Raw genomic sequence first — 17,307 nt, forward strand, 5'->3', positions numbered from 1 at the left:
AACAGTGATTCTTTATATCAAATCACTAGGGTAGCGTGGATGAGCCGAATTCACAAGTCTTGCGATGAAACGCAAAGTTTCAGGCACAATGGGGTTTTGGTTCCAGAAGTCCACGATGACCGCCGACTCCCCGTCACCGCTGCCCAGACTGGGCGCCGCCGTCCTGCTGCGCGCCCTGTTCAAGCACCCGCGCCGCTTCCACGGCGTGCCGACGCCCCGCACGACCTACGTCCTCGACCGCATCGACCCGCACCAGCTGCGGCGCTACCGCCAGGCCCTCGGCTTCCGCGACGAGGGCATTCCCCTCACCTATTACTACCTGCTGGCCCAGCGCGCCCACGTGGCGACGATGCTCGACGACGCGTTCCCGTTCCGCCTGCCCGGCACGGTGCACACGGAAAACACGCTGCGGGCGCTGGCCGAGCCGCGCCACGACGTGCCGCTGGTGCTGTCGACCACCGTGACCATCCGCCCGCCGACCGAGAACGGCGCCGTCGTCGCCGAGCTGGACACCGTGGCCCGCCAGCTCGACACGGCCATTTTCAGCTGCCGCAGCACCTACCTCGTCGTGCGCGGCCAGCAGGCGCAGCGGCGCGGCCGCCAGGAGGCGAAGGACCTGCCCATACTGACCGGCTGGCGCCTGCCGCGCAGCACGGGCCGTGCCTACGCGCGCATCTCGGGCGACTGGAATCCGATCCATCTGTGGACGTGGTCGGCGCGCCTGATGGGCATGAAGCGGCCGATCATCCACGGCATGCACACCCTGGCGCGCGCCTGCGCCGAGCTGGAGCAGGCATGCGGGCGGCGCGTCCTGGCGCTGGAGGGACGCTTCCGCGCGCCGGCGCCGCTCGGCAGCGAACTGGTGCTGGGCGCCGACCTGGCGGCCGGCAGCTTTGCCGTGGGCGGCGGCGGCCGCGTCGTGGCCGAGGGCAGCTTCCGCACCGTTTGAATTTGATCCAGATCAAAGAATTTACAGCGTATATTCGCCATCCTGAGCCGACCACCAGACGCTCGGGAGAACGCCATGTATGACCGCATCCTCGTGCCCACCGACGGCTCCGACGTCTCCGCCGCCGCCGAACAGGCCGCCATTGCCTTCGCGCGCGCCAACGGCAGCGAGATCGTCGCCCTCGCCGTCGGCCAGCCGCAACCACCCATCGCCAGCGCGGAAGCGGCGATGGCCATCGATCCCGGCCTCGACGACGAGGTGCTGCTGACCCGCGCCACCGGGCACGCGCGCCGGGTGGCGGACGCCGCGGCCGCCGCGGGCGTGCGCTGCAGCGAGGTGGCCATGCTCGACTACGCGCCGGCCGACGCGATCCTCGCCACCGCCGAGAGCCGCAACTGCGACCTCATCTTCATGGGTTCGCACGGCCGGCGCGGATTGTCGCGCCTGCTGGCCGGGAGCGTGACGCAAAAGGTCTTGGCCGACGCCACCGTGCCCGTGCTCGTGATGCGCCCCCGGCCCGCGCACAAGGCGTAAGCCATGTACCAGCGCATCCTCGTCCCCGTCGACGGCACCGAGCGGGCCGCGGCGGCCCTCGGCGCGGCGCTCGGCCTGGCGCACCTGGCCGGCGGCACCATCATCGGCGTGCACGTGGCGGGCGAAACGCCGCTGCTCGCGACGGGCGACGTGGGCGGGCCGTTCTACGACGCATGGCGCAACGAGGCCGACCGCCTCGGGCGCGACGCCCTCGCCTACGTCGTCCGGCGCGCCACCGAAGCGGGCATACCGTGCGAGACCGTGCTGGCCCCGCCCGGCCCCGCGTGGGACGGCATCATCGCGACGGCGCGCGAGCGCGCATGCGACCTGATCGTTATGGCCTCGCACGGCCGCCACGGACTGGCCGCGCAACTGCTGGGCAGCGAGACGCAACGGGTGCTGACCCATTGCGACATTCCGGTCCTCGTGGTGCGCTGAGCCGGGCCGCCGCAGCCGGTTTTTCCGCCGAACCTGCCGCGGTACGTGTTCAGGCGGCCGATCCGCCGAGGCGGCGCAGGTGGTCGCGCCACATCGCGACCCGCTCCGCCGACAGCGTGTGGGCCCGCCCGATCAGCGTCGTGCGCACGGGCCGGATGCCCGCCCGGCCGAGGATCTGGCGCCGCATCATCCGGACCCCGTAGCCGCCGTACCGCCACCGGTACACGACCGCGGGCATGCCCATGCTGACGACGAGCCGCGCGCTGCGTCCGCCCAGCAGGCCGGCGCCGAACGGCTGCTGCGGATCGTCCATGAAGACGCCCGGCCGCGTGACGTGTTCCATGAAGCCGCGCATCAGCGCCGGCATGTCGCCCATCCACAGCGGATAGACGAACACGAGGTGGTCCGCGTGCTGGATCGCATCCTGGACGGCAGCGAGCTGCGGCGGCGGCGAGCCATGCCACCATTCGGACGGGCTGGTGAGCAGCGGAAAACTCATCCGCGCCGGTTCGACGACGTCGACCTCATGGCCGGCGGCCAGCGCGCCCTCCACGTACGACTGGGCCAGCGCGTGGCACAGGTGGGGACGGTGGCAATCCGGATGACCCTGGATCAATAGGATGCGCGCCCCCATCAGTGACCGCCGTACTCTCGTTCGGGTTGTACCACGCTCATTTCTCGCTTTCGCTATGTATTCTGTCAACTAGGCTAACTGAACACAACGATGCTACGTTGCGAGATATCAAACGTCAGGGATTTTTTCGTGCTACCGGAAGTCTAAGAATATTTCGACTTTCGGGCGCCCGACGGCGCGGGGAGAACAGGATGGCCACGACAAGCATCACGCCGGCCCGCCCGCGCGCGCTCTGCGCCGCCCTGCGGCACGGACGCAAGATGCTGTGCCGGCGCATCGCGGACATGGCGGCCGGTCCGGACGACATGCTCGGCCGCGGCTTCGCGGCCCTCGTCGCGGCCGTCGAAGCGGCCTTCCGCCACGAAGAACTGATCATGGAAACGCTGGGCTACGTCCACCTGCACGAGCACCGCGAGGAGAACGCCGTCGTCCTGTCGGCCCTGCACCGCGTGCTGCCGGATGTCGAACGGGGCGACCACATGCTGGGCCGCCAGGTGCTGGCCGCGCTGGACGAGGTCCTCGCGCTGCACCGGCTCAGCGGCGACCTGGCGCTGACGGTAGCCACCCGGGCGCCGGCCGCGCGGGCCCGGGGCCGGGCGGCGCAGGCCACGTCGCACGTCGCGGCGCACCGCCCGCACACCCGCTGAACGGCGCGCCCGCCGGCTGGGCGGGAACGGCCGCACACGCTACACTGGCAGGATGAAGATTGCCGTCCTGTCCCGGCACCGCCGCCTGCTGGTCCTGTGCGCCTGCTCGACCGCCGTTCACCTCGCGCTGCTGGCGTTCGTCGCCGCGCACGGCGCGGGGCCGTCCGACGCCGCGCCCGCCGACGCCGGCCTGAGCGTGCGGCTGATGCCGCCCGGCGCGGCCGTGCCGGCGCGGCCGGCGGCACCGGTTCCCGTCGCGCGGGCGTCCGCGCCCAGGCACGCGCCCAGGCACGCGCCCGCGGCGCCGCCGGTCCGGCATCCGGCGCCGGGCACCGTGCCCGCCGTGGCGGCGGTGCCATCGCCGCCGGCCGTCGCCGCCCCCGCCCCCGCCCCCGTTGCCGCCGGCACGCCACTGATGCAGATGCCGGGCCGCTACCACGTCCGCCTGCCGGGGCCCGCCCTGCTCACCTACGACGTCGTACGCCAGCCCGCGGGCGCCGCCGCGGCACCGGCCGGCACCGCGCACCTGTCGTGGCGCACGGACGGCGACCGCTATCTGCTCGATCTGGACGGCCCGCTCGGTCGCCTGCACAGCGAAGGCGCGAGCGGCGACGCGGGCATCGTGCCGCGCCGCGCCCGCGAGGACACGGACGCCGGTCCGCTCGTCACGGACTTCGATGGGGACGGCCACCGCGTGCTGTTCCGTGCGGCCGGCACGGAAAGCCCGGACAACGTCGGCATCCAGGATCGCGCATCGCTGCTGATGCAACTGGCCGGCATCGGCCTGGCCGCGCCGGACCAGCTGACGGAATCGGTCGACATCGTCGTGGCGGGCGCGCGCGACCTGCGCATCGCGCGCTTTCGGGTGCTCGGCCAGGAAGACGTCGCCACGGCCACGGGGACGCTCAGCGCCTGGCACCTGGCCGAGCTGGCGGCACCCGGCGTGGCGCGGCTGGACGTCTGGCTGGCGCCGGAACGGGGCTGGCTGCCCGTGCGTCTGCGCATCGACGACGGCAGCGCCAGCGTCACGCAGACGCTGAGCGCCGTCGGGCCGGCGCCGGCCGCGCCCTGACTACTCGCGCACGCGGCGCCAGCCGGCCTTGCGCGCATCCTGCGCGGCGGCGGCCGGCAGGTCGAACGGCGTGTTCTTGCCGTCCGCCGTCGTCGCGATCAGCTTCAGCGCGCCGCTCGGCAGGCGCACGATGATGAAGCCCACGGCGGCCGAACTGTTCGACAGCGTGCGGCCGACGATGGCGTTGTTGTCGCTGTCGACGAGCAGCGGCTGCGCCGTGCACACGTCGAGCTGGTACAGGTTGCTCGTGCCGCCGACGGAGCAGGCCGAGGACGACGTCGGCAGGTTGGACACGACGTTCAGCGTGCCGGAGACGACCTTGGGATCGAGGTTCACGCGCTCGCCGCGGTTCTGGTCGAGATCCATGTACCAGCCGGCCTGCGTGCCCCAGCTGACGGCCGTGCCGCCGATCGCATACGTCTCGGTACCGCCGGCCGTGCTCTTGGTCAGGCGCATCTGCGCCATCTTCGCGGCCGTGCGCCAGTCGGCGGCGGCGATGCCGGTGCCGGAATCCTTCAGCACGTAGACGCTCTGCGTGTCCGTGGTCGCGATGTCGGACAGGTCGAGCAGCCGCCCCGTGCCGTACACCACCATCGTGCGCGCGGCCGTGCCGCCGACCTGGCACAGCGTGATCTCGGGGCGCGTCGTCACCGGCTGGGCCGCACCGGCATCGGCCATCTGCACGACGACCGGCGCGCCGCCCGCCGTGTAATCGAAACGGAACATCCGGCCCTGGTTGTCGCCGCCGTAGACGTAGGTCACGAGCGGATCGGTCAGCGGATTGGCCGTGATCGCCGTGATGCGTGCGAAACCGGAAGGCGTTGTCGCGTCGCCGTCGCCGGTGCTCGTCTTGTCCAGCACCTGCCCGGTCGCGACGTCGACGACGTACAGATAACCGGCCCCGCTGCCGCCGCTCACGCCGTCCGTGCCGGGCACGTTGTTGTAGCCGGACGTGAGGAACACGACCCAGTGCTCGGCGCCGCCGCCGTCCTTCCACGTGCCGAACTGCGGGTTGCCGAACGTGAGGCCGATGTCGGCGTCGAAGGCGGTGCCGCTGCACACGGCCGCGTCGGCGCACAGTTCCCACAATGCGTGCGGGTGCGCGGGGTCCGTCACATCCAGCGCATAGTAGCCGCGCCCGCCCGCGTTGAGGCCCGCCACGAGCACGGCGCGCCACGTGCCGCCGATCTTGACGTCGGCCACCTCGGGCGCGCCGTCGGTCGTGAACTGGTGGTTCGTGCCATACGTCGTGCTGGCCTGCAGGTACAGCTTCTTCATCGTGATGCGCGGCGCGTAAGCCCACAATTCCGTGCCGGCCGCCGCGTCGAACGCGTGCAGCATGCCGTCGTTGGCCGCCACGAACACGGTCGGACGGCGCGCGGCGTTCGCCGCCTTGTAATCGGCGTACCCGGCGATCGAATAGCCCTTGCGCGGATCGCGCAGGTAGGCCGGTTTCGACGACGCGATGTCGCCCAGCACGATCGGGATCGTCGTCGTGAGGCCCGGCGGATTGTGGTCGGTGCGCGTGTAGGCGCGCAGGATCGTGCCGTCGGCGTACTGCTGCTGGCCGCGCAGCCAGTCGACGATGGTGGCGCCCGCATTGACGCTGGCGCGGTCCGTGGACGACAGGCTGGCGCACTGGGCGAGCGCCGCGCATTTGTTGTCGAACCAGGCCTTCTCGGTCGCCGTCAGGTTCGCGTAGGTGAACGCCTTGAGGCCCCCGTTCGCCACGTCGGCCATCCAGATCGTACGCGTGTCGCTGCTGTCGCCGACGAGGCGGCCGACCGTGTCGGACGACGTCCACGCCGCCGTGGTCGAGACGGCGCCCGTGACGGGATCGATCTTGCGGTCCGCCAGTTCGCCGTACCAGCGCACCGTCGTGAACGTGGACGAGAAGATGTCGTTGTCCTGCTGCGAGATGTTCGGCGTGGACGTCGCCGCCGCGGACGCCGCGCCGATGCGCACCTGGATCGACGACAGCGCCGAGCCGAGGCCCTGCACGACCTGGGTCGGGTCGGACGCGCTGAAGTAGTGGCCGTGGCCATTGACGGCGGCGTGCCACAGGTCGTCCACGCGCGACTGGTATGCGGCGGAGCCGCTGGAGTCGCCCGTCTTCGGGTCCGGCCACACGTAGGCGCCGTTGCCGTTCCACGGGCAGCCGCTGGTCGCACCGGAGATCAGCTTGTAGAAGTCGCCGCCCGGCACGGGGGCCGAATCGTATTTCTCTTCGTAGTTCATGACGCCGTCCACGCCCAGGCCGAGCGCGTACGTGTTCATGTGCAGGCGCGTGTTCTCGCCCGTCTGCGCCGGCACGAGGCCGGGCTTGGTCCAGTCCTCGAGCGACGAACGCAGCGACGACGTCGCCGTGTTCGAGCCGCCGTTGTACCAGTACAGCGCGACGTCGGCCAGCGAGTTGTAGGTCTGCGCGCTCGGGTCGTAGCACCCGCTGCCGCGCGTGCAGAACCGCGCCGCGCTCTCGACGTTGTCGTTGTTGACGACGGTGGACGCGGCGGCGCCGTTCCAGTAGCCGTCGGTCGTGATGAACGTGAAGTTCTGCTGGCACGGGTACTGCACCACTTCCGAACCGGCGTCCGCCACGTACGGGCTCTGGTTCGCGTACATCTTGCCGATCGCGTACAGGGCCTGGCGCAGCGGCGTCGAGTTGCTGCCGTCCATCGCGTACAGCGTCGTGTACCAGTTGGTGCGGGCCGTGCCCGTGAATTGCTGGGGCGGCGTCATCGCGCCTTCGGCCGCCGCCGTCGACAGCGAGACGATCCCCACGTTGTAGTTCGACGTGAGCGACTGGAACGCCAGGCCCACGGCCGTCTTCATCATCTGGTTGCGCGTCTTGTAGTACGCATACCAGTTGGCGAAATTCGTCATCTCCTCGTCGTACGTGCACGTGCTGCCCGCGCAATCGGTGCGGCCGGCGGCCTTGGGATAGCTCGTCACGGCCGGGACGATGTCCGTGCGCACGAACACGGCGGCGCCGCTGCCCAGCGGCGTGGTCGTCACCGGAATCGCGTCGTACACGGCCGGCACCGGCGCCGACGCGGCCGTGGTCGCGAAGCCGATGCTGCCGCCGTTGTTGGTGAGCGTGCCCATCGTGATCGCGGCACCGCCCGCGGCGGCACCGGTGTCGACGACGCAGATCGTGTTGACGCTCTTCGCCGCGCACACCTGCGAGACCGCGTTGCCGCCGAGGTAGGCGGCGATGTTGCCCTGGCTGCCGATGTCGCTGGCGATGCTGGACGCGACCGACGTGTTGCTCGCGCCCTTGCCGAAGGTCCGATCGGCCGCGATCAAGGTCGTGCCGCCGAGCTTCGTGCCGGCGGCGAGCACCGTGCGGCTGCTCGAGAACTTGCTGTTGCTCGCCGTGCCCGACACCGTGATCAGCGCGGTGGCCGGCTGCGCCGCGATCGCGACGGTCGCCGGCGCGTCCACGGTGATCGCCCAGCCGGAGCGGCTGCTGTCCGTCAGGACCGAGCAGACGCCGATCGATTTGCTGCTCGTGCCGGCGGCACAGTCGATCGGGACGACGGCCACCACGTTGTCGGTGCCGAGCGTGATGCCGTAGGTCGAGCAGGCCGGCACGCTGTAGCCGGACACCGGCGTGCGCACGCAGGCCAGGTACTGGTTCGTCAGGCCGGTCTTCGCGATGATCGAGGCCGCGAGCGCGGTCGCCACCGTCGCCTGCTTGCCGACCGTGTTGGTGCCGGTCGTCGCCGTCACCGCGTTGTTCGTGATGACGACGGCGCCGCCCGATTCGGCGACGGACACGCCGTTGAGCGTGATCGCGCCGGCGGACGCCGACGTGCCGATCGTGATGGTGCCGTAGGCCGCGACCACGCCGCCGTTCGGATTCGAGAAGCGCGGGTACTTGAAACTGCCGACGTATTTCGACTGGCAGTTCGTCAGTGCCGTGCTGTCGCACCAGCGCACCCGGGCCGGGAACGGATAGCCGGCCGGCGCCGGCGCGCCCACGGCGGTCGTCACGCACGTCGTCAGCGCGGCCGTGGTGCAGTACTCGGCGACGTTGATCGTGTAGTAGTACGGGTTCGTCGTGTACGCCTGCGGCGTGTAGCGCACGTCGTTCGGATAGGTATAGGTCGCCGAGTTGTACACGCAGTTGGCATAGCTCGTGTCGCACCAGCGCAGGTCGGGAAAACCGGTGGCCAGGTTCGTGCTGGTGGCGCTGCTGCCCAGCATGTCGCGCTTGTTCACGTTGAAGCCATCCGTCGCCACCACCGTCCAGCCGGTCGTCGCGCTGCGCGTCATCGACGTGTACGACGTGCCGTCCGCGCGCACGGGCGGCGTGTAGCGCACGCCCGGATTGTAGTACTGGCGGTTGAAATCCGCGCTGCTGAACGGCGGATGCCCGACCGTACAGCCGCGCGTCCCGCTCGACATCGATGCCCGCGAGCGGCACGTCGAGCTGTCGTCGATGTAGTCCGGCGTGAACGTGCTGGCCATCGAGCCCGAGTTATCGTACAGGAGCATCAGGTTCGGCTTCACGTTGCCCGTGCCGTCGACGTTGAGCAGCGGGAGCTGGGCGATGCTGGTCACGGCCGCGCCGGCGGCGCCGGCCAGCAACAGGGCGGCGAGGCCCAATAGAGCGAGGAGTTTTTTCATGGTGGACAGGTCATGCGCCGATCAGGACGATCATCTGGTTGGTCACGTTGGCACCCCGGCCGCCCGTGATGCGCGCCGTGATCACGTAGTGCAGCTGCGGCGTCCCGGCGTACGACGGCGCGTCGGACGCGAGGCTGTCGCCCGCCGCCACCGTGGTGCCCAGCGTGGCCGCGTTGGCGGCCGTCTGCATGCAGCGGTTCGCGCCGCCGTACGTGCCCGCCGACGCGCACAGGCGGTGGATGACGTATTCGATCTGCGTGCCGTCGTCGCCGTCGATCGTCCGGCTGCCCGTCCAGAACCCGGCGTCGCGCGGCTGGCTGGCCGCGTCCCATGTGGCGACGTAGCCGTTCGCCGTATCGTCCTGGTTCAGCGCCGCCTTGTTGGTCTGTGCCGTCTGGCTCAGCCAGGCGAAGGCCGTGTGCAGGCCGAGGTCGGCTTCGCCGCTCAAGGTCGTGTCGTACGCCAGATTGGCGGTCGTGAGCGCCGTCGAATGCACGGACTTGAGCAGGTACACGCTCCCCAGCAGCATCACGGCCAGGATGATCAGGATGACGGGCAGCGCCATGCCGCCCGTCCGCGCACGTTGTCGGCTCATCATGGATTCGGCCTCCAGCCCGCGTTGCGCAAGGTGACCACCGTCTCGAACGCGCGGTAGCGGTAGCAGCGCCAGTCGAGCGGATCGCCGGTCACCGCCACGTTCACGGTCGTCGGCACGGCGGCGACGCCGACCGGCGCGGCGTCCGCGAACACCACCGGTTGCGCCGTCGTCGTGGTGCACGCCGCGCGGGCCGCCGGGCGTTCCACGGCCTTGCTGCGGGCGACGACGGCCAGGCGCACGGCCGCGATGTGCTGCCAGTCGGCGGCGTCGCCGGCCGTGCCCGAGCCGTCCGCGTCGATCATCGCGGCCGACCACTGGTTCACCTGCAGGCCGTTCTGCGGCTGGAACGCGCTGCCGGTGCGGGTGTCGAAGCCGTACTGCGCCTTGATGGAGACGATATCCTCGGCCACGGTCGATGGCTGCGCCGACGCGTCGTCCGGGCCGGTCGCCTGCAGCTGCAGATAGCCGTCCGCCACCGACCACGAACGGAACGCGAGGCTGCCGACGGGGCCGAGGTCGAACACGCGCGCCGCGTAGCCCTTGAAGGTTGCGGTCGGCGTGCCGCCGTTGAAGCGCATGCCGGCATCGGCAGCCACCGCCACGCGGGTGGCGGTGGGGTCGCTGTCCGAACGCTGCACCAGCAGGCAGTCGCCGCCCGGCTGCTCCGGCGCGACGACGAGCACGTCGCCCTGGTTGAAGCCGTAGACGATGCGGTCGACGTCGAACTGCGTGGCGCCCGCGGCGGCATCGCTCGTCAGGCGCAGCGTGGGCGTGCCGCCGATCGAGGTGCCGGCATAGAACGTGACGCGGTCCGGGTCCGCGCCGTGCGCTTCGATCACGACGGGCGCCAGCGGCGTCACGTCCGTCGTGCCGCGCGTGGCAGGTGCGAGCTGATAGCCCTTGGTGTCGCTGAACTGGGTATTGCAGCCTGCGATGATCGGGTCGTTCAGGCCATAGCCGGCGCTGCGCGCATCGTTACCGAGCGAGAACAGCGCGACCATCCCGTTCTGCATTTCGTCCGACCCGCCCAGCGCGGAGCGGCGCGTCTGCTCGGCGCCGCCGACCATGCGCAGCGCGAACAGCAGCGCGAGCAGGCCGATGACGACGCTGACCATCAGCTCGACGAGCGAGAAGCCGTGCCGGCGGCTGGCGGGCGTGCGGATCATGTCGCCGCCGCCAGGTACGCCACGACCCGGTGCGCGTTCTGCGCGGCGCCGGTCTTGCGGGTCCAGGAAATCGCGATTTCGACGCGGGTGCGCGCCGTCTCCGGCGTGACGGTCACGAGGATCTGCGCGTTCGGGATGCGTCCACGGGTCTCGTCGTACCACGGTTGCAGCCGCGCGGCCGGCGACCCGTCTGCCGCCAGCGCGTACGCGCTCGCGTTCGGGAGGTCGACGGCCATCATGCCCAGCAGCTTGTCGGCCGCGATGGTGGCCTCGGCGCGCATGCCGGCGTCGGCCAGCGCGCTCGTCGACCGCGCCTGCAGGCCGATCGCGCCCAGCAGGCCGATGGCCAGCAGCAGCGCGGCCACGATGGCTTCGATCAGGGCCATGCCCCGCTGGCGGCGCGCGATCATGGCGGACACCCGCGCATATCGTGCGCCGCCGCGGACGGATCGCAGATGGTGGCGATGCCCGCCAGCGTCAGCACGACGGCCAGCGGCGCGAAGGCGTTCGCGCGCGTGAGCGCGGGCGCGAGGCCGATCCGCGCCAGGCGCGGCGCGACGCTCGTGTCGACCCAGCCCAGCGGCGTGAAATACACCTCGGTGGTGCCGGACGGGTTCACCGCAAGAGACAAGTCGCCCTCGCCCGGCATCGCTTCGGCGCTGCGGCCGATGGAGCGGAACACCTGGTCGGGATCGGGATCGCCGTCGGCGGCCGTCGTCGCGGTGGACCAGGTGCCGGTGTCGCCGTTGCAGGGGATGCCGGACGTCGGAAAACAGATGTCGACGCGCCAGTCCATCTTGCCGTTGACGGCGTTCTCGGTCAGCACCAGGCGGCTGTGGCTGTTGTGCGCGATCGCGGTGTTGCGCGCGAGCGTGAAGCCGTCCTGGTAGAACACGGCGGCCGCCAGCGCCTTGCGGCCCAGCAGCCAGTTCGACATCGACGGCAGGCCGACGGAGAGGACGATGCCCATGATCGCGACGACGACGACGGCCTCGATCAAGGTGAAGCCGCGCGCCTGGCGCGGCCGCGTCATTGCACGCACTGCGAGCCCTTGCGGTCGATCCAGCACGACGTGCTCGTGCCCCACCCGGTCGGCGCTGCGGTGGTGGCGCGGTTGCCGTTCTGGTCGATCGTGTAGACGAAGCCCGCCACCGGACCGGCTCCCGTCGCCGTCACCTTGTACGCGGACGCCGTGGCGCCGCTCAGCGCGAACGTGAAATTGGCGCTGTTCGCCGGCAGCCGGTCGAAGCCGTCGTACGTGTGCGGGCTGCTGGTGTTCCAGTAATCCTCGGCGGCCGTGGACACGCTGCCCAGTCCCGAAAAGGCTTCGGTCAGGCGCGCGCGCGTCACGTAGTCGCGGTAGACCGGCACCGCGATGGCGCTGAGGATGCCGACGATCGCCACGACGACGAGGATCTCGATCAACGTGAAGCCGCGTTCGAGCCGGGTAGACAGGAAGCGAGTTTCCATATACTTTGGGTTAAAAGTTTCCGCTCGACAATATTAGCGCAACCGTGCGTCTTGTGGCCGGAAAAATGCGCCAAACCAGGCTTTTTTACACAAAAACGTGGCGGCGGGCACAACCCACGGCGCCAAAATTGCCAAACTTTTACAAGGATTTGTCGGTTTTACAAGCGCTCGGCGGCGCGCATTCCTGTTGCCGGTTGCGAAACTTTCGCGTTATGTTTCTGGTTTGACCGCGCACCGCCGACGATCCGGCGCGCCATCGCATGCACGGGGCGATCCCCCCGCACCACACTGGAGACACTATGCGTTCCCTTGCCATCGCCGCGCTGTGCGCGTGCACCTTCGCCCACGCGGCCAGCCGCACGGACAATGTCGACGTCTTCATCGGCACCGGCGGCGACGGCCACACGTTCCCGGGCGCTACGCGGCCGTTCGGCATGGTGCAACTGAGCCCGGACACCCAGGTGCGCCACTTCCGCCAGAGCTATCCGTGGGCGGCCGGCTACCGCTACGAGGACGATTCCATTCTCGGCTTCTCGCACACGCATTTCTCCGGCGCGGGCCATTCGGACCTGGGCGACGTCCTCCTGATGCCGACAAGCGGCGACGTCAAGCTGGAGCCGGGTTATCCCGAGCGCCCGTTCAGCGGCTACCGCTCGCGCTTCTCGCACAAGGACGAACATGCGGAGCCAGGCTATTACGCCGTCCGGCTGCTCGACAACGACGTCGACGTGGAACTGACGGCCAGCGAGCGCGTGGGCCTGCACCGCTACCGCTTCAGGCCGGGCGCGGACGCGCACGTGATCCTCGACCTGCGCTCGAGCATCTACGACTGGTCCGGCAAGAACCTGTGGTCGCGCCTGCGCCTGCGCGGCAACGACACCGTCACCGGCATGCGCGAGACGCGCGGCTGGGCGCCGGGCCGGCAGCTGTACTTCGCCATCCGGTTCTCGCGGCCCATCGTCGGCCACCAGTTGCTGAACCGCGAGGAAGGCGTCGAATACAAGGGCTTCGCGGCGCCGGGCAAGACGCCGGCCGACAAGGTCCTCGTTGAAGGCAAGGCACTGGAGGGCACGTTCGACTTCGGGCAGCCTGCCGACGCCACGGTGCTCGTCAAGGTGGCCGTGTCCGCCGTCAGCGAAGACGGGGCGCTGGCGAATCTCGCCGAGATGCCGGGCTGGGACTTCGACGCCGAGCGCCGGCACGCGCACGACGCGTGGGAACAAGCACTGGCCGCCGTCGACGTCGATGCGCCGCCCGCCATGAAGCGGATGGTGTACACCGGCCTGTATCACGCCATGCTGGCCCCGAGCCTGTTCATGGACACGGACGGCAGGTACCGCGGGCCCGACAACCAGGTGCACGAAGCGCAGGGCTTCCGCTTCCACTCCACGTTCTCCTTGTGGGACACCTACCGCGCGCTGCATCCGCTGCTGACGCTGATCCAGCCGGAGCGGCGCAACGTGGACTTCGTGCGCTCGCTGATCGAATCGCAGAAGGCCAGCCCGTACGGCATCCTGCCCGTGTGGCAGTTCGCCGGCCAGGAGACGTGGTGCATGATCGGCTACCACGCGGTGCCCGTGATCGCGGACGCGTACATGAAGGGCTTGAAGGGATTCGACGCCGACGAAGCGCTGCGCGCGATGACGTCCAGCGCGGAGTACGGCCCGTATGGCGGCCTGCGGTACTACATGAAGCTGGGCTACGTGCCGATCGACCTGGAACCGGAAGCGGCGTCGAAGACCGTCGAATACGCGTTCGACGACTGGACCATCGCGCGCATGGCGGAAAAGATGGGCCGCCGCGACGTCGCCGACCGCTACTACAAGCGCGCGCAGAACTGGCGCAACGTGTTCGATCCGGTGACCGGCTTCGTGCGCGCGAAAAAATCGGACGGCCAGTTCCGTACGCCGTTCGATCCGGTGCGCTCCAACTTCGGCAGCGACTATACCGAGGGCAGCGCGTGGCAGTATTCCTGGTATATGCCGCACGATAACGCGGGCCTCGTGCGGATGCTCGGCGGGGACGCGGGTCTTGTGTCCAAGATCGACCAGGTGTTCGACGCGAAGATCGATCCGGCCGTGTACGCGCACATGGAAGACATCTCCGGCCTGATCGGCCACTACGCCCACGGCAACGAGCCGTCGCACCACGTGGCCTATCTGTACAACTATGCGGGCGCGCCGTGGAAGACGCAGGCGCGCCTCGCGCAGATCGTCGCCAGCCAGTACCATGACACGCCGGACGGCCTCGCGGGCAACGACGACCTGGGCCAGATGTCGGCCTGGCTCGCGTTCACGGCGCTGGGCTTTTATCCGGTGGCGCCGGCCAGCAACGAGTACGTGATCGGGCGGCCGTTCGTCGAGCGCGCGGTGCTGAATCTGCCGAACGGCAAGCGGTTCACCGTGCGGACCGAGGGGCTGGCGGATGCGAATCCGTATGTGGGCAGCGTGACCCTGAACGGCAGGCCGCTTGCGCGCAGCGTGCTGCGGCACGCGGACATCGTCGCCGGCGGGGAGCTCGTGTTCCGCATGCAGGCCACGCCGAACAAGGCATGGGGCAAGGCGCCGGACGCGCGGCCATACACCCAAACCCCGTATTGATGCCATCGCATACGTTCGGTGGGCACGGGGTGCCCACCCTACGGCCGGCTTACGTAGGGTGGGCTCCCCGGGCCCGCCAATTGCCCGCGTTATCGGCGTCGCACGCTGGCGACGACGACGCCCGCCAGGATGACCGCGAAACCGGCCGCGTGATACAGGTGCGGCGGCTCCTTCAGCAACGGCCACGCCGCCAGCGTGGCGAACAGCGGAATCAGGTACACGGTCAGGCTCGCGCGCGCCGGGCCGGCGGCGGCCACGAGGCGGTCGAAGAAAAAGTAGGCGCCCAGGCTCGGCACGACGGCGAGGAAGGCCAGCGCGGCGTACAGGCGGCCGTCGCCGAAATCGGGCACGGTGCCAGTCGCCGCCTCGAATGCCGCGAACGGCGCCAGCACGAGCGCGCCACCGCCGATCAGCGCGGCCAGCTTCACGGCGGCGGGCAGCGGCGGCAGCGGCAGGCGCTTGTTGAAGACGGTGTAGAACGACCAGCCGCAGGCGGCCAGCACGACCCACAGGTCGCCGCGGCCGAATTCCAGCTGGCCCAGCGCCGTCACGTCGCCCTTCGCCAGCACGACCAGCACGCCGAGGATCGCGAGGAACAGGCCGCCGGCCTGGCGGCGCGACAGCGGCGCCTTCCACACGAGCGTCTCGATCATCGTCACGAGCGCCGGGCAGGCGGCAAAGATGATGCCGACGTTCGCGGCGCTCGTGTGGCGCGCGCCCACGTATTGCGGGGCGGTCGCGAGGCCCATGCCCAGGCCGGCCAGCAGCAGGATGCGCCGCCAGTTCGCACGCAGCGTGTGACGCAGCGCCCACAGGCGCGGACCGCACGACGGCATCAGGATCACGAAGGCCAGCATCCAGCGCCCGAAAGCGAGGAAGACGGGCGGGATGCCCGCGCCCTGGGCCCAGCGGGCGACGACGAGGTTGGCCGCGAACAGCGCGGGGGTGATCAACATGAGCGGCAGTTCGGCTGCGAAGGGATCTCCCCGGTAGCCGGCGCCCGCCCGTGACACTGCATTCGACACGTGGACTCCTGAACGAAAAGCGGCTGGCGCAGCCACGCCCGGGTCGGGAATGCTGCACCGCAAGAAAAGCTGGTAAGCGAGCAGCAATGGTAAGGGAGCACGCGCAGAATGTGCTTCTATTCGATAGCGATAACACCGCCATATTCAGAAGGATCGTCTAGGGCTCCATTAAAATGGCGATAAAATCTCCATGTCTATACAGAAACCACGAAGGAAGCACTGCAATGAAAGACGGCCAGCTGGACGAAACCGACCGCCAGATCCTGCGCACGCTCAGCCGCGACGGGCGCATCAGCAACCAGAAACTGGCGGAGACGGTGCATTTGACGCCGACGCCGTGCTGGCACCGCGTCAAGACGCTGGAGGATGCGGGCTATATCACGGGCTATGTCGCGATGCTGGACCAGCGCGCGCTGGGCATGCCGGACACGGTGATCATCGAAGTGACGGTCGACCGCCACGACGACGAGATCTTCACGGCATTCCAGGACGCGCTGGCCGACCTGCCGGAAGTGATGGAGGCGTATCTGCTGTCGGGGGAATACGACTACCTGATCAAGGTGGCCGTATCGGGGACGGAAGGCTATGAGCGCTTCCTGCGCCAGAAACTCTATAAACTGCCCGGCGTGACGCGCACGCGCTCGACGTTCACGCTGCGCTGCCTGAAACGCGCGCCGTCCGTCACCCCGTGACGTAGGGACGCGCGCCCGCCGTACGTTATTTCTTGCCCTTCAACTCGGTCAGTTCGGCCCGCAGCTTGCTGCGCTCCGCCGTCGATTTGTCGAGCTTCGCGCGCATGTCGTCCAGTTCGGCCGACAGGCTGTCGCGCGCCGTCGTGGCGCCGACCAGTTCCATCTCGGCGCGCAGGCGCGCGTCCGATTCGGCCGCCGTGTCGGCCACCTTGCGCTCCAGTTCCTGGCGCAGCTGGGTCAACTGCTGTTCCTTGCCGTCGATCGCCAGCTGGTCCTTCGCCTTGCTGACGAGGGCGTCCATCGCGACCTGGCGCGCGTTCTTCAGTTCCGCGTTCAGGCGTTCGATGGTTTCGTCGCGCTCGGCGATGGCTTCTTCCGACGCGGCCGTGGCGCTGGCCATGTCCTCGCGCAGCGCATCGCGTTCGCCTTCGAGCGACTCGCCGGCCCGGCGCAGGGCTTCGATATCGGCCTCGTTGCGCGCCAGCGCTTCGCGGTCGCCGGCGCCGCTCTGTTCCGCGAATTTCAGCGCCCAGTCGGCGAGGCCCGCCAGCAGTTCCGGCGGCAGCTCGGCCTTGGGCGGCGCGGCCGGCTTGACGTTGGCCGCACGCCACGCGGCCAGGTGCTTGAAGATGGCGTTCGGCGACCCTTCGCCGAGGAAGTCCTGCACCGCTTCGATGGTGACCGCCTCGCCATCTTCCTGCAAACTCTCGGCTGCGCGCGCAACGTCGTCGAATGTGACTTCTTGGCCTGCCATAAGGTCTTGACTCCTGCTTCGTTGGATTTCGGAGTGCGTATGATACTTCCCGTAGAGAAATTCCGCAGGCTTCGCCGGCGCAAGTGTTGCGCCCGC

At 69.6% G+C, this 17,307-nt stretch carries 16 protein-coding genes; 7 read left to right on the plus strand and 9 right to left on the minus strand.

The window, feature by feature from the left end; genetic code table 11:
• The first annotated feature begins 115 nt into the window (after positions 1 to 115).
• From ACEN9Q_RS11650 to ACEN9Q_RS11660, 3 genes are all read left to right on the plus strand, one after another.
• Entirely contained in the window at positions 116 to 949 is an 834-nt protein-coding gene (locus ACEN9Q_RS11650; protein ID WP_229412757.1) for a MaoC family dehydratase, read from the plus strand.
• Positions 950 to 1,024: 75 nt separating this feature from the next.
• Positions 1,025 to 1,483, plus strand: a complete 459-nt coding sequence (locus ACEN9Q_RS11655; RefSeq protein WP_495628520.1) for a universal stress protein — start codon at positions 1,025 to 1,027, stop codon at positions 1,481 to 1,483.
• A 3-nt stretch (positions 1,484 to 1,486) separates the two neighbouring features.
• Entirely contained in the window at positions 1,487 to 1,921 is a 435-nt protein-coding gene (locus ACEN9Q_RS11660) for a universal stress protein (RefSeq protein WP_495628521.1), read from the plus strand.
• Positions 1,922 to 1,970: 49 nt separating this feature from the next.
• On the opposite strand, the gene ACEN9Q_RS11665 is transcribed toward ACEN9Q_RS11660, so the two are convergent.
• A complete protein-coding gene (locus ACEN9Q_RS11665) occupies positions 1,971 to 2,555 on the minus strand; it encodes an NAD(P)H-dependent oxidoreductase (protein ID WP_056444412.1) in 585 nt (194 codons plus the stop codon).
• Between the two features lie 191 nt (positions 2,556 to 2,746).
• Here ACEN9Q_RS11665 and ACEN9Q_RS11670 point away from each other — a divergent pair, with 191 nt between their 5' ends.
• Both ACEN9Q_RS11670 and ACEN9Q_RS11675 read left to right on the plus strand, forming a co-directional pair.
• Positions 2,747 to 3,202 (plus strand): hypothetical protein, encoded by a 456-nt coding sequence (locus ACEN9Q_RS11670; protein WP_495628522.1) that lies wholly within the window; start codon positions 2,747 to 2,749, stop codon positions 3,200 to 3,202.
• A 52-nt stretch (positions 3,203 to 3,254) separates the two neighbouring features.
• The gene (locus ACEN9Q_RS11675) at positions 3,255 to 4,274 is read left to right on the plus strand and encodes a DUF3108 domain-containing protein (protein WP_495628523.1); all 1,020 of its coding nucleotides are present in this window, start codon (positions 3,255 to 3,257) and stop codon (positions 4,272 to 4,274) included.
• On the opposite strand, the gene ACEN9Q_RS11680 is transcribed toward ACEN9Q_RS11675, so the two are convergent.
• The 6 genes from ACEN9Q_RS11680 to ACEN9Q_RS11705 are packed head-to-tail and all read right to left on the minus strand — an operon-like array spanning position 4,275 to position 12,140.
• Positions 4,275 to 8,906, minus strand: coding sequence for a pilus assembly protein (locus ACEN9Q_RS11680; RefSeq protein ID WP_495628524.1), 4,632 nt, complete (start codon positions 8,904 to 8,906; stop codon positions 4,275 to 4,277).
• A 10-nt stretch (positions 8,907 to 8,916) separates the two neighbouring features.
• Positions 8,917 to 9,504, minus strand: coding sequence for a pilus assembly PilX family protein (locus tag ACEN9Q_RS11685; RefSeq protein WP_056444400.1), 588 nt, complete (start codon positions 9,502 to 9,504; stop codon positions 8,917 to 8,919).
• Entirely contained in the window at positions 9,501 to 10,670 is a 1,170-nt protein-coding gene (locus ACEN9Q_RS11690) for a PilW family protein (protein ID WP_495628525.1), read from the minus strand. The genes ACEN9Q_RS11685 and ACEN9Q_RS11690 overlap by 4 nt, the downstream gene beginning before the upstream one ends.
• Positions 10,667 to 11,080, minus strand: coding sequence for a prepilin-type N-terminal cleavage/methylation domain-containing protein (locus ACEN9Q_RS11695; RefSeq protein WP_495628939.1), 414 nt, complete (start codon positions 11,078 to 11,080; stop codon positions 10,667 to 10,669). Before ACEN9Q_RS11695 ends, ACEN9Q_RS11690 begins: the two co-directional genes overlap by 4 nt.
• Entirely contained in the window at positions 11,077 to 11,703 is a 627-nt protein-coding gene (locus ACEN9Q_RS11700; protein ID WP_495628526.1) for a pilus assembly FimT family protein, read from the minus strand. Before ACEN9Q_RS11700 ends, ACEN9Q_RS11695 begins: the two co-directional genes overlap by 4 nt.
• Entirely contained in the window at positions 11,700 to 12,140 is a 441-nt protein-coding gene (locus ACEN9Q_RS11705) for a type IV pilin protein (RefSeq protein ID WP_495628527.1), read from the minus strand. The genes ACEN9Q_RS11700 and ACEN9Q_RS11705 overlap by 4 nt, the downstream gene beginning before the upstream one ends.
• A 299-nt stretch (positions 12,141 to 12,439) precedes the next feature.
• Here ACEN9Q_RS11705 and ACEN9Q_RS11710 point away from each other — a divergent pair, with 299 nt between their 5' ends.
• Complete coding sequence (locus tag ACEN9Q_RS11710) at positions 12,440 to 14,740, plus strand: GH92 family glycosyl hydrolase (protein WP_495628528.1); 2,301 nt, start codon at positions 12,440 to 12,442, stop codon at positions 14,738 to 14,740.
• An 89-nt stretch (positions 14,741 to 14,829) separates the two neighbouring features.
• On the opposite strand, the gene ACEN9Q_RS11715 is transcribed toward ACEN9Q_RS11710, so the two are convergent.
• Positions 14,830 to 15,696 carry a DMT family transporter gene (locus ACEN9Q_RS11715; RefSeq protein ID WP_056444386.1) on the minus strand — a complete coding sequence of 289 codons (867 nt, stop codon included), beginning with the start codon at positions 15,694 to 15,696 and terminating at the stop codon, positions 14,830 to 14,832.
• Between the two features lie 293 nt (positions 15,697 to 15,989).
• Here ACEN9Q_RS11715 and ACEN9Q_RS11720 point away from each other — a divergent pair, with 293 nt between their 5' ends.
• Positions 15,990 to 16,457, plus strand: coding sequence for an Lrp/AsnC family transcriptional regulator (locus ACEN9Q_RS11720; RefSeq protein WP_056444383.1), 468 nt, complete (start codon positions 15,990 to 15,992; stop codon positions 16,455 to 16,457).
• 25 nt (positions 16,458 to 16,482) lie between these two features.
• Here ACEN9Q_RS11720 and ACEN9Q_RS11725 read toward each other — a convergent pair whose 3' ends face one another.
• Entirely contained in the window at positions 16,483 to 17,211 is a 729-nt protein-coding gene (locus ACEN9Q_RS11725; RefSeq protein ID WP_495628529.1) for a DNA-binding protein, read from the minus strand.
• Between the last annotated feature and the right edge of the window lie 96 nt (positions 17,212 to 17,307).

The organism is Massilia sp. Masssp93 (assembly GCF_059491295.1).

What these genes read in the sequence shown, in the direction of transcription:
- ACEN9Q_RS11715 (WP_056444386.1), bottom strand. Translation starts at nt 15,696, where the DNA reads ATGTTGATCACCCCCGCGCTGTTCGCGGCCAACCTCGTCGTCGCCCGC.
- ACEN9Q_RS11705 (WP_495628527.1), bottom strand. Translation starts at nt 12,140, where the DNA reads ATGGAAACTCGCTTCCTGTCTACCCGGCTCGAACGCGGCTTCACGTTG.
- ACEN9Q_RS11665 (WP_056444412.1), bottom strand. Translation starts at nt 2,555, where the DNA reads ATGGGGGCGCGCATCCTATTGATCCAGGGTCATCCGGATTGCCACCGT.
- ACEN9Q_RS11695 (WP_495628939.1), bottom strand. Translation starts at nt 11,080, where the DNA reads ATGATCGCGCGCCGCCAGCGGGGCATGGCCCTGATCGAAGCCATCGTG.
- ACEN9Q_RS11685 (WP_056444400.1), bottom strand. Translation starts at nt 9,504, where the DNA reads ATGATGAGCCGACAACGTGCGCGGACGGGCGGCATGGCGCTGCCCGTC.
- ACEN9Q_RS11720 (WP_056444383.1), top strand. Translation starts at nt 15,990, where the DNA reads ATGAAAGACGGCCAGCTGGACGAAACCGACCGCCAGATCCTGCGCACG.
- ACEN9Q_RS11700 (WP_495628526.1), bottom strand. Translation starts at nt 11,703, where the DNA reads ATGACGCGGCCGCGCCAGGCGCGCGGCTTCACCTTGATCGAGGCCGTC.
- ACEN9Q_RS11675 (WP_495628523.1), top strand. Translation starts at nt 3,255, where the DNA reads ATGAAGATTGCCGTCCTGTCCCGGCACCGCCGCCTGCTGGTCCTGTGC.
- ACEN9Q_RS11690 (WP_495628525.1), bottom strand. Translation starts at nt 10,670, where the DNA reads ATGATCCGCACGCCCGCCAGCCGCCGGCACGGCTTCTCGCTCGTCGAG.
- ACEN9Q_RS11680 (WP_495628524.1), bottom strand. Translation starts at nt 8,906, where the DNA reads ATGAAAAAACTCCTCGCTCTATTGGGCCTCGCCGCCCTGTTGCTGGCC.
- ACEN9Q_RS11655 (WP_495628520.1), top strand. Translation starts at nt 1,025, where the DNA reads ATGTATGACCGCATCCTCGTGCCCACCGACGGCTCCGACGTCTCCGCC.
- ACEN9Q_RS11670 (WP_495628522.1), top strand. Translation starts at nt 2,747, where the DNA reads ATGGCCACGACAAGCATCACGCCGGCCCGCCCGCGCGCGCTCTGCGCC.
- ACEN9Q_RS11650 (WP_229412757.1), top strand. Translation starts at nt 116, where the DNA reads ATGACCGCCGACTCCCCGTCACCGCTGCCCAGACTGGGCGCCGCCGTC.
- ACEN9Q_RS11710 (WP_495628528.1), top strand. Translation starts at nt 12,440, where the DNA reads ATGCGTTCCCTTGCCATCGCCGCGCTGTGCGCGTGCACCTTCGCCCAC.
- ACEN9Q_RS11660 (WP_495628521.1), top strand. Translation starts at nt 1,487, where the DNA reads ATGTACCAGCGCATCCTCGTCCCCGTCGACGGCACCGAGCGGGCCGCG.
- ACEN9Q_RS11725 (WP_495628529.1), bottom strand. Translation starts at nt 17,211, where the DNA reads ATGGCAGGCCAAGAAGTCACATTCGACGACGTTGCGCGCGCAGCCGAG.